The organism is Bradyrhizobium sp. SZCCHNPS1003 (assembly GCF_032381555.1).
In the GTDB taxonomy this organism is placed as follows: Bacteria; Pseudomonadota; Alphaproteobacteria; order Rhizobiales; family Xanthobacteraceae; genus Bradyrhizobium.
Genome location: NZ_JAUHIU010000004.1, coordinates 33703 through 47058 on the forward strand (window position 1 = coordinate 33703; position 13356 = coordinate 47058).

At 64.6% G+C, this 13356-nt stretch carries 14 protein-coding genes; 13 read left to right on the top strand and 1 reads right to left on the bottom strand.

Features of this window, described 5'->3' with window-relative positions; translation table 11 throughout:
* Positions 1-116 precede the first annotated feature (116 nt).
* From QX126_RS08145 to QX126_RS08165, 5 genes are all read left to right on the top strand, one after another.
* On the top strand, positions 117-1403 hold the full coding sequence (locus QX126_RS08145; RefSeq protein ID WP_315780363.1) for an FAD/NAD(P)-binding oxidoreductase: 1287 nt from the start codon (positions 117-119) through the stop codon (positions 1401-1403).
* Positions 1400-1840 (top strand): thioredoxin TrxC, encoded by a 441-nt coding sequence (gene trxC, locus QX126_RS08150; protein ID WP_315739304.1) that lies wholly within the window; start codon positions 1400-1402, stop codon positions 1838-1840. The genes QX126_RS08145 and trxC overlap by 4 nt, the downstream gene beginning before the upstream one ends.
* A 61-nt stretch (positions 1841-1901) precedes the next feature.
* On the top strand, positions 1902-2105 hold the full coding sequence (locus QX126_RS08155) for a DUF2892 domain-containing protein (protein WP_315739305.1): 204 nt from the start codon (positions 1902-1904) through the stop codon (positions 2103-2105).
* A gap of 37 nt (positions 2106-2142) precedes the next feature.
* Positions 2143-3588 (top strand): cytochrome c oxidase accessory protein CcoG, encoded by a 1446-nt coding sequence (ccoG, locus tag QX126_RS08160; protein WP_315780365.1) that lies wholly within the window; start codon positions 2143-2145, stop codon positions 3586-3588.
* A 196-nt stretch (positions 3589-3784) separates the two neighbouring features.
* Positions 3785-3997, top strand: coding sequence for a hypothetical protein (locus tag QX126_RS08165; RefSeq protein WP_315780367.1), 213 nt, complete (start codon positions 3785-3787; stop codon positions 3995-3997).
* 72 nt (positions 3998-4069) lie between these two features.
* Here the strand turns inward: QX126_RS08165 and QX126_RS08170 are convergent, their stop codons facing one another.
* The gene (locus tag QX126_RS08170; protein WP_315739308.1) at positions 4070-4708 is read right to left on the bottom strand and encodes a TetR/AcrR family transcriptional regulator; all 639 of its coding nucleotides are present in this window, start codon (positions 4706-4708) and stop codon (positions 4070-4072) included.
* Positions 4709-4970: 262 nt separating this feature from the next.
* Between QX126_RS08170 and QX126_RS08175 the strand changes: the two genes are divergently transcribed.
* The 8 genes from QX126_RS08175 to QX126_RS08210 are packed head-to-tail and all read left to right on the top strand — an operon-like array spanning position 4971 to position 13356.
* A complete protein-coding gene (locus tag QX126_RS08175; RefSeq protein WP_315780634.1) occupies positions 4971-5831 on the top strand; it encodes a xanthine dehydrogenase family protein subunit M in 861 nt (286 codons plus the stop codon).
* Positions 5828-6361: a (2Fe-2S)-binding protein gene (locus QX126_RS08180; protein WP_315780369.1), complete on the top strand. Its 534-nt coding sequence runs from the start codon at positions 5828-5830 to the stop codon at positions 6359-6361. The genes QX126_RS08175 and QX126_RS08180 overlap by 4 nt, the downstream gene beginning before the upstream one ends.
* Positions 6358-8733, top strand: coding sequence for a xanthine dehydrogenase family protein molybdopterin-binding subunit (locus QX126_RS08185; protein WP_315780370.1), 2376 nt, complete (start codon positions 6358-6360; stop codon positions 8731-8733). Before QX126_RS08180 ends, QX126_RS08185 begins: the two co-directional genes overlap by 4 nt.
* Positions 8734-8757: 24 nt before the next feature.
* Positions 8758-10008, top strand: coding sequence for an ABC transporter substrate-binding protein (locus QX126_RS08190; RefSeq protein WP_315780372.1), 1251 nt, complete (start codon positions 8758-8760; stop codon positions 10006-10008).
* Between the two features lie 10 nt (positions 10009-10018).
* Positions 10019-10891 carry a branched-chain amino acid ABC transporter permease gene (locus QX126_RS08195; RefSeq protein WP_315780374.1) on the top strand — a complete coding sequence of 291 codons (873 nt, stop codon included), beginning with the start codon at positions 10019-10021 and terminating at the stop codon, positions 10889-10891.
* A complete protein-coding gene (locus QX126_RS08200) occupies positions 10891-11892 on the top strand; it encodes a branched-chain amino acid ABC transporter permease (RefSeq protein WP_315780376.1) in 1002 nt (333 codons plus the stop codon). Before QX126_RS08195 ends, QX126_RS08200 begins: the two co-directional genes overlap by 1 nt.
* Positions 11889-12644 (top strand): ABC transporter ATP-binding protein, encoded by a 756-nt coding sequence (locus QX126_RS08205; RefSeq protein ID WP_315777436.1) that lies wholly within the window; start codon positions 11889-11891, stop codon positions 12642-12644. Before QX126_RS08200 ends, QX126_RS08205 begins: the two co-directional genes overlap by 4 nt.
* Positions 12637-13356: an ABC transporter ATP-binding protein gene (locus tag QX126_RS08210; protein ID WP_315780378.1), complete on the top strand. Its 720-nt coding sequence runs from the start codon at positions 12637-12639 to the stop codon at positions 13354-13356. Before QX126_RS08205 ends, QX126_RS08210 begins: the two co-directional genes overlap by 8 nt.

The following is a 13356-nucleotide window of genomic DNA, read 5'->3' on the forward strand; positions in this document are numbered from 1 at the left end:
TGTCAGCATTAAATTTCATAGTTGCGTATATACAGATATTCGAATATATAGTCAAGGCCAGCTCGTAAGGTCGCGGCTGGGCGAAACAATAACGAAGCAAGGCGATGGAGGACCCAATGGCGGATGTTGTCGTGATCGGAGCGGGGCTGAGCGGCTCCCTGATGGCTTATGAATTGTTGCCCCAGCTGAGAAAGGAGGATCGCGTGACCGTCATCTCGCAGGGGTCCTCCTATCATTTCGTGCCGTCCAACCCGTGGGTCGCCGTCGGTTGGCGCAAGCGCGACGAGATCGAGATCGATCTGGTCGACGTCATGCAGCGCAAGGGCATCCGGCTGTTGACGCAGGGCGCCAAGAGGGTGCACGCCGCCGAGAACCAGGTCGAGCTCACGGACGGCGCCATGGTGGCTTACGACTATCTCGTCGTCGCGACCGGTCCCGAACTCGCCTTCGATGAGATTCCAGGGCTCGGACCGGATGGACATACGCAGTCCGTGTGCCATGTTGACCACGCCGCCCATGCCAAGGCGGCATTCGACAGGCTGGCCGAGAAGCCTGGCCCGGTGATCGTCGGCGCGGTGCAGGGCGCGTCCTGCTTCGGACCGGCCTACGAATTCCTGTTCATCCTGGAGACCGAGCTGCGCCGCCGCAAGCTGCGCGACCAGGTGCCGATGACCTTCGTGACATCCGAACCCTATATCGGTCATCTCGGCCTCGACGGTGTCGGTGACACCAAAGGCTTGCTGGAGAGCGAGATGCGCGAGAAGCACATCAAGTGGATCACCAGCGCGCGCGTCACCAAGGTCGAGGACGGCCGCATGTTCGTGGAGGAGATCGCCGACGACGGCTCCGTCCGCAAGACGCATGAGCTGCCGTTCGCCTATTCGATGATGCTGCCGGCATTCCGCGGCGTCGGCGCCGTCAGAGGCATCGACAAGCTGACCAATCCGCGCGGCTTCATCGTCGTCGACAAGCATCAGCGCAATCCGACCTTCCCCAACGTGTTTGCCATCGGCGTCTGCGTTGCGATCCCGCCGATCGGGCCGACGCCGGTGCCGGTCGGGGTGCCCAAGACGGGTTTCATGATCGAATCGATGGTGACGGCGACGGCCTTGAACATCGGGGCGCTGCTGCGCGGCGAGGAGCCAAAAGCCGAGCCGACCTGGAACGCGATCTGTCTTGCCGATTTCGGCGATTCCGGCGTCGCCTTCCTGGCTCAGCCGCAGATCCCGCCGCGCAACGTCAACTGGTCGTCGAAGGGGGAGTGGGTGCACTACGCCAAGGTCGCCTTCGAGAAGTACTTCCTGCGCAAGATGAGGCGCGGGACGCCCGAGCCGTTCTACGAGAAGTTCCTGCTCGACCGGCTCAACATCGCCAAGATCAAGGAAGTCAGGACCGGGACATGAGCAACGGCTTGCAGATCGTGTGCGGCCATTGCGGGCAGATCAACCGTCTGCCCGCGGACCGGGCGCCGGCGCAGGGGAAATGCGGCAAATGTCATACGCCGCTGTTCAGCGGCCATCCGATCGAGGTCGACCAGCCCGCGTTCGAGCGTCATGTCGCGCATAGCAGTTTGCCGCTGCTCGTCGACGTCTGGGCGCCGTGGTGCGGCCCATGCCGTGCGATGGCGCCAATGTTCGCACGTGCGGCCCAGGAGCTGGAGCCGCGTGTGCAACTCCTTAAGCTGAACTCGGACGAGGCGCCGGAAGTTTCGGCACGGCTCGGCATCTCCGGAATTCCGACCATGCTGCTGCTGCAGCAGGGTCGGGAGCTGGCGCGGATTTCGGGTGCGATGGACTCGCAACGAATCGTCGCCTGGACACTGTCCGGCCTGCGGCAATAGCCGTACGGCCGGACCGGCACTTGCTTGATTACGCTCAAATGCAACCATGAGGGAGTATGTCATGAACGTCGACAAAGCAGTTCTCACCTTCGCAGGGATCGTCGTCCTGCTCAGTCTGGCCCTGGGCTGGTACGTCAGTCCCTACTGGTTCTTGCTGGCGGCCTTTGCTGGCGTGAACATGATCCAGGCCTCGTTCACGGGCTTCTGTCCGGCAGCGATCGTCTTCAAGAAGCTGGGGCTCAAGAGCGGCAACGCGTTCTCCTGAATCGGTCGGAAGGACGGCAAGATGAAGCGAGGATATCATGGCTGACTCGGACGAAACCTATATCGTCGGGCCGCTCTACAAGGCGCGCGAAAAGGTCTATCCGGCGGCCGTGCACGGCCGCTTCCGGCGCATCAAGTGGACGATCCTGTGCATCACGCTCGGCATCTACTACCTGCTGCCCTTCGTCCGCTGGGATCGCGGTCCCGGCATGCCGAACCAGGCGGTGCTGGTCGACTTCCCGCATCGCCGGTTCTACTTCTTCTTCATCGAGTTGTGGCCGCAGGAGGTCTACTACTTCACGGGGCTGTTGATCATCGCGGCGGTCGCCCTGTTCCTGATGAATGCAGTGGCCGGCCGTCTGTGGTGCGGCTACCTCTGTCCGCAGACGGTGTGGACCGACCTGTTCTACGCCGTCGAGCGCTGGGCCGAGGGCGACCGCCGTGAGCGCATGCTCAGCGACAAGCGCGGCTGGACCTTCACCCATATTCGCCAGGCCGCGCTCAAGCACTTCCTCTGGATCATGATCGGCTGGTGGACCGGCGGCGCCTGGGTGCTGTATTTCGACGATGCGCCTACGCTGGTGAAGGATCTGGCCACCTTCCAGGCGCCGTTCATCGCCTATCTCTGGATCGGCATCCTGACGGCGACGACCTACGTGTTCGCTGGCCACGCCCGCGAGCAGGTCTGCATCTACATGTGCCCGTGGCCGCGCATTCAGGCCGCGCTGACCGACGAATGGGCGCTCAACGTCACCTACAAGGGCGACCGCGGCGAGCCGCGCATGTCGGTCAAGAAGGCGGAAGCCGCACGGCTGCAGGGCGCTCCCGCCGGCGACTGCATCGACTGCCACCAATGCGTCAACGTCTGCCCGACCGGCGTCGACATCCGCCACGGCATCCAGCTCGGCTGCATCCAGTGCAGCCTATGCATCGACGCCTGCGACAGCGTGATGACCCAGATCGGCCGTCCGACCGGCCTGATCGGGTACGACACCGACATCAACGTGCAGCGCCGCAAGGAAGGTAAGCCCGAGATCTACCGGATCATCCGGCCGCGCACGGTCATCTATGCGAGCTTCATCGCGATCGTCGGCGGGATCATGCTGTACTCGCTGGCGACGCGCGGCACGATGGGCATCAACGTGCTGCATGAACGTAACCCGCTGTTCGTGCAGTTGTCGGATGGCGGCGTCCGTAACGACTACACAGTCCGTCTGCTCAACAAGCGCGGCGCGCGCGACTTCGTGCTGGACGTCGTGGGGCTTCCGAACGCCAAGGTGACGGTGGCCGGCGAGACGCGCGAGCAGGACGGTCGCATGGTGATCGATGTCGGCCAGGACCAGACCCGCGAGATCCGCATGTCGATCGAGGCCAAGGGAGCCGACCTTCCCTCCGCGCCGGTGGACATCGAGATCAAGATCACGGATCCGGCGACTGGTACTTCGGTCAGCAAGCGAGATCACTTCGTTCCAGCGACACGATAGAGCCGTGTCGTTCGATCGCCGATCATGAGGCGTCCGCGGCATTCCGTGGGCTTATCGGGACTGATCGAGGGAGGAGCAGTCGCTCCTCCCTCGATTGCTGAGTCCGGTTGTTCCAAATCAATGCCGGCTCGAAGTCGCAGGCAGAGCATTCTCGCGTCAAGGGATCGAAAGCTTTCCTACTGGCGGAGAAAGACAGATGTTCAAGGTCGCAATTCTCATCTGGGTCATGCTGGGCACCGTGCTTGCAGGCAGTGCGGTTACGGTATTGTTGACGGTGCAGGGGCTGGTTGCGAGCCCGATGAAGGACCTCCCGTTGGCGGCGTTGGTCGGATTCGTCGTCGCCATGCCGCTATCCTATCTCGTCGCCGCGAAGATCAGCCGCAATGGTGGGCGTAGCCGAACGGCGTGAGGGCCGCAGCCGGCAGGCATGTGCAGTATCCTCGGAGAGCCTGCTCAAGATCGCCGCCGACGACGGGCCGGATCATCGTGCTGTTCCGGCCTGATCGTCGTGCACGAGCCGCGGGAGCGCCAGTCTGGCGCCGTCCATGAAGAGGTCGATCGCATCACGCACGGTTTGCTCGAGGTCGGATGGAACGGGTGTCTCGTAGATGAACTTTCGGATCGCGAGATAGAAGATGCGTCCGTGCAGTCCCCAGAACATCTCCGTCTCGCGGCTGCCGAGAGGGCAGGTGGCGGCGTCTGGGAGCTGCAATTCATGCCGCAGCTCGATCGCGGCAGGCTCGATGATCTCGCGTCGGACGAGGTCGAGATAGCGACCGGTGATGCCGAACGACTTCATGCCCGAGAACACGAAGATCCGCACCCAATTATATTCGAACACGCGCGCCACATAGTCGAGATAGAAGCCGGTTAGCCGTGCCTTCAGCGGATGGCTGCGATCGCGGATCAGCGGGCCCCAATCCTGCGACCAGCGGCTCAGATAGACCTCCTGATAGACGCGCTCGATGAGGGCTTCCTTGCTGGGGAAGTGCCGGTAGATCACCGAATGCGCGATACCCATGCGCTTCGCGAGTTCCCGCGTCTGGCCTTCGAAGCCGCGCTCGGCGAAAAAGCGGATGGCTTCATCCACGATCACGCGCTCGCGGTCGGCGGCGCGCATGTTGCGGCGCCTCGCGCGAGGGCGGCCGTCGGTTCTCCGCTGGCCTCCACCAACGCGGCCGTTTGTCTCAGCGTTCGCTGTCTTCGAGGTCTTAGCCATGGTCTCATCGATTGCGGCGACAGCCTGCTTGATACCCGAAAGCAGATTTGTGACCAATCGTTCGTTTCTGGTTGACCGCGCTGCCGCCGCGTGCAACTCTTTTAAGACCAGATGGTCACAAATCTGGGACTCCGGGCTGGCGAGCCCTGGCGGCGAGGAACGGATGAAAGCGAGGGCTTTCAGCTATTTTCGTGCACACACGATCGGCGAGGCGCTCGAAGCTCATGCGGGCGCCGGCGACGATGCACGCTTCATTGCCGGTGGCCAGAGTCTGGTTCCGGCGCTGGCGTTGCGTCTTCAGGCGCCGCGTATTCTGATCGATATCAATCACATTGCAGAGCTGCGCGGCGTCACGCGGGACGGCGAGTGGTTGCGGATCGGCGCCTTGACCCGGCACTGCGAGATGCTGACCGATCCGCTGATCGCTGAGTTTGCGCCGCTGTTGCGCGCCGCAGCGCCGTTCGTTGCGCACCCTGCCATCCGCAATCGCGGGACCTTGGGCGGCAGTGTCGCGCTGGCCGACCCGGCCTCCGAATTTCCGGCGATGGTGTTGGCGCTCGACGCCGAGATCGAGATTGCCGGTGCGTCCGGCCGGCGCCGCGTCAAAGCCGATGACTTCTTCACCGACCTTTTTGAGACGGCGATCGCGTCAGGCGAGCTCCTCGTCGCAGTTCATGTTCCTCTCTTCAAAGCCGGCCAGCGCATTGCGTTCGATGAGCTGGCCCGCCGGCGCGGCGACTATGCATTGGTCGGTTGCGGCCTGCTCGCGACCTGTCAGAGCGATCTGATCGAGCGCATCCGCATTGCGTTCTTCTCGGTCGGCAATGTCCCGACCCGTGCTAGACATGCGGAGGAAGCGCTGACGGGCGGCCGGATCGATGCCGGACGGATTGCGGCTGCCCAGGCTGCGCTTGATGACGATCTCGCGCCTGCTGACAGCGACGATGTTCCGGCGGCGATGCGCCTGCATCTCGCACGCGTTCTGCTCGGCCGGCTGCTGGGACGGATCGGAGATGCCGCATGAGCGCGCCGGTCGACATCGAGGCCGACGAGCAGGTCCGCATTCGCCTCATCGTCAACGGCCGCAAGGTGGCTTGTGACGTCGCGCCTCGCGACACGCTGGTGGATTGTCTTCGCCAGCAGCTCGAATTGACCGGCACGCATGCCGGTTGCGAAATGGGCGCCTGCGGCGCCTGTCTGGTTCAGCTCGACGGCGCTGCTGTGCATGGCTGCCTGATGTTTGCCGTGCAGGCCGATGGCGCGCGGATCGATACGATCGAGGGGCTCTCGGAGAGCGGCGTGATCGCCGACCTGCAGGCCGAGTTTCATCGGCGCAATGCGCTGCAATGCGGGTTCTGCACGCCGGGCATGCTGATCACCGCTCATGAGCTGCTGACCCGTGCTGCACGGCCGAGTCGCGAGACCATCCGCGACGCGCTTTCGGGGAATTTTTGCCGCTGCACCGGATATGAAGCGATCGTCGACGCCATCGCCGCGGTGGCTGCGGCGCGGTCGGCAACGGCATCGCAGGACGCGGAGGGCTCGTCACAATGAGCGCGCCGCTGACCTCGCTGGACCGTCCGAATTCCTATATCGGCCGCTCCGTGCCGCGACCGAATGCGAAGCGGCTGCTCGCCGGACGCGGGCGCTACGTGACCGACATTCGCCTGCCTCGCATGCTGTACGCAGGCTTCCTGCGCAGCCCGTATGCTCATGCACGGATCACCCGCATCGAGGTCGATGCAGCGCGGGCGCTTTCGGGCGTGCATCTGGTCGCGACCGGCGCTGATCTTGCGAAGATCTGCACACCTTGGACCGGGACGCTCGATCATTTCAAGGGCATGACGTCCGAGCCGCAGCTGCCGTTGCCGGCGGATCGCGTCGTCTGGGCCGGGCAGGCCGTGATTGCCGTGGTCGCCGAGAGCAGGGCGATCGCCGAGGATGCGCTGGAGCTGATCTCGGTCGACTACGAGGAGCTGCCGGCGGTGGTCGATCTCGACGCCGCGCGCCGGCCGGGGATGCCGCTGGTCAATCCGGTTGCGGCGTCCAACATCTGTTTCCGCACGCAGCTCGACAGCGGCGGCGTCGATGAGGCCTTCGCGTCGGCCGCGCATGTGATCGAGGAAGAATTCAGCTTCGGCCGTCATACCCCGGTCACGCTGGAGCCGCGGGCCATCGTCGCGGATTATGATCCCGAGAGCGGCGCGCTGACGGTGCACCACGCCACGCAGACGCCCTACCAGTTCCAGGATCTGTACGCTCGCCACTACGGCATCCCGGAAGCCAGCGTGCGCGTGATCGCGCCCGATATCGGCGGCTCGTTCGGCATGAAGCTGCACGTCTACCACGAGGACATGGCGGTTGTCGGGTTGTCGATCCTGCTCGGGCGCCCGGTCAAATACGTCGCCGATCGCATCGAGTCCTTCGTGTCGGATATTCATGCCCGCGATCACCATGTCCGCGCGCGCATGGCCGTCGACGCCGACGGCCAGATCCTTGCCATGGACGTCCACGATGCCACGGCGATCGGCGCGTTCTCGACCTATCCGCGCACCAGCGTCGTCGAAGGCAATCAGGTCATCCGCCTGATCGGTGCGCCGTATGACTTCAAGTCCTATCGTGCCGCGCTCGAGGTCGTGTTCCAGAACAAGGTGCAGACCAGCCAGTACCGCGCGGTCGGACATCCCATCGCCTGCGCGGTTACCGAGCGCATGGTGGATCTCGCCGCAAGCCGCGTCGGGATCGATCCGTTTTCCATGCGCGCCAGGAATGTGATCGCCGACAATGCCTATCCGACGGCCTCGCCGAGCGGCTACAGGTTCGAGGCGCTGTCGCACGAGGTCTGCCTGCGGCGGCTGCGCGAGATCATGGACTACGACGCGCTGCGCGCCGAGCAGACCGAGCTGCATCGGCGCGGCATCTATCGCGGCATCGGCATTGCGACCTTCGTCGAGATCACCAACCCGAGCCCTGCGTTCTACGGCGTCGGCGGCGCGCGCATCTCCTCGCAGGATGGCGCGACCGTCAGCCTGACGCCGTCGGGCGAGGTGCGCTGTGCGATCTCCGTGACCGAGCAGGGACAGGGCACCGAGGCGATCATCAGCCAGATCGTCGCCGACCAGCTCGGCCTCGCCCAGGAGCACGTCAAGATCATCACCGGCGATACCGAGGTCACGCCGCATGGTGGTGCGACCTGGGCCTGCCGCGGCGCGGGCATCGGTGGCGAGACGGCACTGCAGGCCGCGCGAAAGCTCAAGGCGAACATTCTGGAGATTGCCGCGCTGGTGCTGCAGGAGCAGCCCGCCGCGCTCGACGTCGTCGACGGCCAGATCGTCAGTGTCGCGACGGGGCAGACGCGTCTGCCGGTCGCCGAGATCGCGCGCATCGCCTATTTCCGGTCCGACACCTTGCCACCGGGCACTCAGGCGCAACTGACCGTCAGTCATCATTTCGCGCCCCAGGGCTATCCCTTTGCCTTCACCAATGGCATTCAAGGCTGCTACCTCGAAGTCGATGTCGAAACCGGCTTCATCAGGCTGCTGAAGCACTATGTCGTCGAGGATTGCGGCCGGATCATCAACCCGATGCTGGTCGACGAGCAGTTGCGCGGTGGTGTCGTGCAGGGTCTTGGCGCTGCGCTGTTCGAGGAGTGCCGTTACGGTGAGACCGGCCAGTTGCTCAACGGGTCGATGGCCGACTATCTGGTGCCGATGGCGATGGAGATGCCGGACATTACCATCGATCACGTCGAGACGCCGACGGCGGACACCATTCTCGGCGCAAAGGGCTGCGGCGAGGCCGGCACCGCGGCCGCGTCGGCCTGTGTGCTAAATGCGGTCAACGATGCGCTGATGCCCTTCGGCGCCTCCATCAACACCATTCCCATCACGCCTGCGCGCGTGCTCAAGGCGCTCAACCGGTTCTAAGAAATACGAATGAGGGAGGAGATCATGCCAAACTACGAGACGAGGCTGCGACGCACAGGAATATCCCGCCGTACGGCGCTGATGGGGATGTCGGCAGGTGTCGCCACGCTCGCGATGCCGCGCCTGGGACGCGCCGCCGATGACACCATCCGCATCGGCTTTCCGACGCCGCTGACCGGCCCGTTCGCAGCCGAGGCCCGCGACCAGGTCAAATGCGCCGAGCTTGCGGTCAAGCTGGTCAACGACAAGGGCGGGATCGCCGGCCGCAAGGTCGAGCTCCTGGTGCGTGACGACAAGCTCAATGCCGGCGAAGCGGCGACGCGGACGCTCGAGCTGATCGAGAAGGACAAGGTCCACGCCATCGTCGGGGCGCTCTCCAGCGCCGTCCAGCTCGCCGTCAACGAGGTGACGCGGGCGCGCGGCGTGATCTACGTCTCGATCAGCCAGTCCGACACCATCAACGAAGCCAAGGATTTCAGCAAATACACCTTCCACGAGGCGCTGAACCCGCACATGACCACAGCGGCCGTGGCCCGCCAGACCATCAAGAAGGGCATGAAGGTCGCCCATCTCGTGGCCGACTATGCCTATGGCCATGAGATGCTGCGCGGCTTCAAGCGGGCGCAGACCGCGATTGGTGCCGAGAGCGTCGGCGAGATCCTGCATCCGTTCGGTGCGGCCGACTATTCGACCTTCATGCCGCGCCTGATGTCGCTGCGGCCGGACGTGCTGTGCATCAGCAATTTCGGTCGCGACCAGGCCAATGCGATCAAGCAGGCGGTCGATTTCGGCATCAAGCAGCAGATGAAGATCGTGGTGCCGGTGATCCTGCACAACCAGCGCCTCGCCGTCGGTCCCGACGTGTTCGAGGGCGTCGTCGGCGGCGCCAACTATTATTGGGGTCTCGAGACACAGAACAAGACCGCGGCCGAGTTCAACAAGGCGTTCCGGGCCGCCAATGGCGGTGCGATCCCGACCGACTACGGCGCCTATGGCTACTCCGGCGTCGGCTCGCTGTTGCAGGCGATGCAGGCCGCCGGCGGCACCGAGACCGATAAGGTCGTCGCGGCGCTGGAGGGACTGCAATACGATCTGACCAAGGGCCCGCAGCATTACCGCAAATGCGACCACCAGTCGGTGCAGTCGGTGCTGGTGCTGGAATCCAAGAAGAAGTCGGCGATGGCGAACGAGAACGACCTGTTCGCGATCGTGGCCAGCGATCCAGGGGCGGACGAGATGCTGCGAAGCTGCAGCGAACTCGGCCACCCGACTTGATCCTGATCGCATGGACCTCTCGCTGATCATCATGCAGCTGTTTTCCGGCATCGCCCTTGGGGCGGTGCTGGTGATCACTGCGCTCGGCCTCACCATCGTGTTCGGCATGCTCGGCGTGGTCAATTTCGCCCATGGGGCGCTGTTCATGATCGGGGCCTATGCCGGTCTGTATCTGGCATCGCTGACCGGTAGCTTCTGGTGGGGCTTGCTACTCGCGCCAATTCTGGTCGGCGCGTTCGGCATGCTGATCGAATTCGTCCTGGTCCGACGTCTGTATGGCCGCTCGATCGATGATCCATTGCTGCTCACCTTCGGCCTCAGCTACATCCTGGTCGAGGGCGTGCGCATCGTGTTCGGCAGCGACGGCATTCCGTTTCCAACGCCGTCCCAATTGATCGGCGTCGTCGATCTCGGCGTCGGCTTCTTTCCCAAATATCGTCTGTTCGTGATCGCGCTCGTGGCCGTCGTGCTGCTGGTGCTCTGGTTGATGCTGGAGAAGACCCGCGTCGGCCTGATTGTTCGTGCCGGTGCCCGTGATCCCCTGATCATGCGTGTGCTCGGGGTCGACATCGGCAAGGTGTGGCTCGCGATCTTCGGCCTCGGCGTCGGCCTCGCCGCGCTCGGCGGGGTGCTGGCGGGACCCATGCGCAGCGTCAATCCCGAGATGGGAACGCTGGTGCTGGCGGAAGCCTTCGTCGTCACCGTGATCGGCGGCCTCGGCTCGATCGTCGGTGCCGTGGTCGCGGGACTGATGGTGGGGATCTGCATCAGCATGGTCGCGCTGTTCGCGCCCGAGATGGCGACGATCGTGATGTTCGCGCTCATGGCCGCGGTCCTGCTGATCCGGCCGCAGGGCCTGTTCGGCCTCAGGGGGAGAGCGTGATGACGGTGCAGTCGACCGACGAAGCACCGCCGCTCCATCAGGCGCAGCGCCTCTTCGCTTTCCTCGCGGATCATCGCGTGCTGGTCTCGCTGGTCGCGCTGGCGCTGCTGCCCTGGCTGCTGCCGTCGAAGGCGCTCGCCGTGAACGTCCTGATCTACGGTGTCGTGGTGATGGGCTACAATCTCCTGTTCGGCTACACCGGTCTGCTGTCGTTCGGTCACGCCGCATTCTTCGGCACCGGCGCGTATCTGACCGGCATCGCCATCGGTCGCTGGGGCCTGCCGTGGTTTGCCGCGGTGCCGGTGGCGATCGCGGCGAGCACGGCGCTTGCCGCATTGATCGGAACCATCTCGACGCGAACCCGCGGCATCTATTTCTCCATGGTCACGCTCGCGCTGGCGCAACTTGTCTACTACGTGGCATTGCAGGCCTCCTCCTTCACGGGCGGCGAGAACGGACTGCGCGGCTTCACGGTCGACCACATCGGTCTGTTCGGTGCACAGATCAACTTCCTCGATCCCGTGAACAAGTATTACGTGCTGATGGTGCTCGCGGCGATCGCGATCTGGGTGCAGTCGCGCATCCTCAACTCGCCATTTGGCGCGGTCATCGAGGCGATCAGGGAGAACGAGCAGCGCGCGCGGGCCTGCGGCTACGACGTCGAGCGCTGCAAGCTGATCGTGTTCATGCTGTCGGGCGCGATCTCCGCCGTCGGCGGCTGCATGTCTGCGCTGCATCTGTCGATCGTGCCGCTCGACATCCTGCACTACCAGACCTCCGGCATGATCGTGATGATGGTGCTGCTCGGTGGCGCCCGCAGCTTTTTCGGGCCGTTCGTCGGGGCTGCGGTCTTCCTGATCCTGGAGGACGTCGTGTCATTGTGGACGCCGCACTGGCAGATCGTGGTCGGCGCCATCTTTGTCGTGTTCGTGCTGTTCCTGCCCAAGGGCATCTGGGGCACGTTCCTGGACGCGCTGCCGATCGCGAGGGAGCGGCGATGAGCACCGAGCTGTTGCGCGCGGACGGGATCGGCCGTCGCTTCGGCGGCTTCGTCGCGCTCGAAGGCATCTCCGTCGCGTTCGCGGCCGGCGAGCTGACGTCGATCATCGGCCCGAACGGGGCCGGCAAGAGCACCTTCTTCAACATTCTCTCGGGCTCGCTGTCGCCGAGCAGCGGCACCTTGCGCTTCAAGGGCCGCGAGCTGAACGGTCTGCCACAGCATCGCTTCGTACATCAGGGCATCTCGCGGTCGTACCAGATCACCAACATCTTTCCCGACCTGTCGGTCCACGAGAATGTCCGGGTCGCCGCCCAGGCGATGCGGGTGAGCTACGACATCTGGCGCAAGCGCGCGGATCTTGCCGAGCTCGGCGAACGCGCTGATGCGGCGCTCTCTGCCGTCGGCCTGATCGGCAGGCGCGGCGAGCTTGCGAAGTATCTGGCCCACGGCCAGCAGCGCGCGCTGGAAATCGCGATTGCGCTGGTGTCCGAGCCGGAGCTGCTGCTGCTGGACGAGCCGACGGCGGGCATGGGTCCGGAAGAGACCAAGGAGATGGTGGCGCTGCTGGAGCGGCTGGCGGAGAAGCGCACGGTGCTGCTGGTCGAGCACAAGATGAAGATGGTGCTGGGCCTGAGCCAGCGAGTGCTGGTGCTGCATCACGGCCGGCTGCTTGCCGATGGCAAGCCTGAGGACATCCGATCCAACCCCGACGTGCGCCGGGTCTATCTGGGACAGAGTGAAGGCTATGGCTGAGACCGCGTTGCTCGAGCTCGACGGCGTTCAGGCCTGGTATGGCGCCAGCCACGTCCTGCACGGCATCTCGCTGCGCGTGAACGAGGGCGAGGTGGTCGCGCTGGTCGGCCGCAACGGCGCCGGCAAGACCACGACATTGCGCACCGTCATGGGGCTGATGCCGAAGGCCGCGGGCCGCGTGCGCTTCGCGGGGCAGGATCTGCTGCCGTTGCCAGCGCATTGCCGCTTCCATCTCGGCCTGGCTTATGTGCCGGAGGAGCGCCGCATCGTGCCGGGGCTTTCGGTGCGCGAGAACCTGCGGCTCGGGCTCGTCGCCGCCAGCGCCGACATCGAGGAGCGCGCGGCGTTCGCCGAGGTTGCGGAGACCTTTCCACGATTGAACGAGCGGCTGGATCAGGAGGGCGTCACGCTGTCGGGCGGCGAGCAGCAGATGCTGGCGATCGCGCGGGCCTTGATCGCGCGGCCGCGGATGGTTCTGCTCGACGAGCCGTCGGAAGGCATCATGCCGGTGCTCGTCGAAGAGATGGGCGTGCTGTTCCGGCGGCTGCGCGATCAGGGCAAGACGCTGCTCCTGGTCGAGCAAAATGTCGAATGGGCGCTGCGGCTCGCCGACCGCGCCGTCATCATCGACCAGGGCGAGGTCGTGCATGAGAGCAGTGCTGCGGCGCTGCTGGCCGACAAGGATATCCAGGACCGCTATTGCGCGGTGTGA

Bases quoted from the DNA above. Each gene is read 5' to 3' on its own strand.
- QX126_RS08145 (WP_315780363.1), top strand. From the start codon at position 117: ATGGCGGATGTTGTCGTGATCGGAGCGGGGCTGAGCGGCTCCCTGATG.
- trxC (WP_315739304.1), top strand. From the start codon at position 1,400: ATGAGCAACGGCTTGCAGATCGTGTGCGGCCATTGCGGGCAGATCAAC.
- QX126_RS08155 (WP_315739305.1), top strand. From the start codon at position 1,902: ATGAACGTCGACAAAGCAGTTCTCACCTTCGCAGGGATCGTCGTCCTG.
- ccoG (WP_315780365.1), top strand. From the start codon at position 2,143: ATGGCTGACTCGGACGAAACCTATATCGTCGGGCCGCTCTACAAGGCG.
- QX126_RS08165 (WP_315780367.1), top strand. From the start codon at position 3,785: ATGTTCAAGGTCGCAATTCTCATCTGGGTCATGCTGGGCACCGTGCTT.
- QX126_RS08170 (WP_315739308.1), bottom strand. From the start codon at position 4,708: ATGCGCGCCGCCGACCGCGAGCGCGTGATCGTGGATGAAGCCATCCGC.
- QX126_RS08175 (WP_315780634.1), top strand. From the start codon at position 4,971: ATGAAAGCGAGGGCTTTCAGCTATTTTCGTGCACACACGATCGGCGAG.
- QX126_RS08180 (WP_315780369.1), top strand. From the start codon at position 5,828: ATGAGCGCGCCGGTCGACATCGAGGCCGACGAGCAGGTCCGCATTCGC.
- QX126_RS08185 (WP_315780370.1), top strand. From the start codon at position 6,358: ATGAGCGCGCCGCTGACCTCGCTGGACCGTCCGAATTCCTATATCGGC.
- QX126_RS08190 (WP_315780372.1), top strand. From the start codon at position 8,758: ATGCCAAACTACGAGACGAGGCTGCGACGCACAGGAATATCCCGCCGT.
- QX126_RS08195 (WP_315780374.1), top strand. From the start codon at position 10,019: ATGGACCTCTCGCTGATCATCATGCAGCTGTTTTCCGGCATCGCCCTT.
- QX126_RS08200 (WP_315780376.1), top strand. From the start codon at position 10,891: ATGACGGTGCAGTCGACCGACGAAGCACCGCCGCTCCATCAGGCGCAG.
- QX126_RS08205 (WP_315777436.1), top strand. From the start codon at position 11,889: ATGAGCACCGAGCTGTTGCGCGCGGACGGGATCGGCCGTCGCTTCGGC.
- QX126_RS08210 (WP_315780378.1), top strand. From the start codon at position 12,637: ATGGCTGAGACCGCGTTGCTCGAGCTCGACGGCGTTCAGGCCTGGTAT.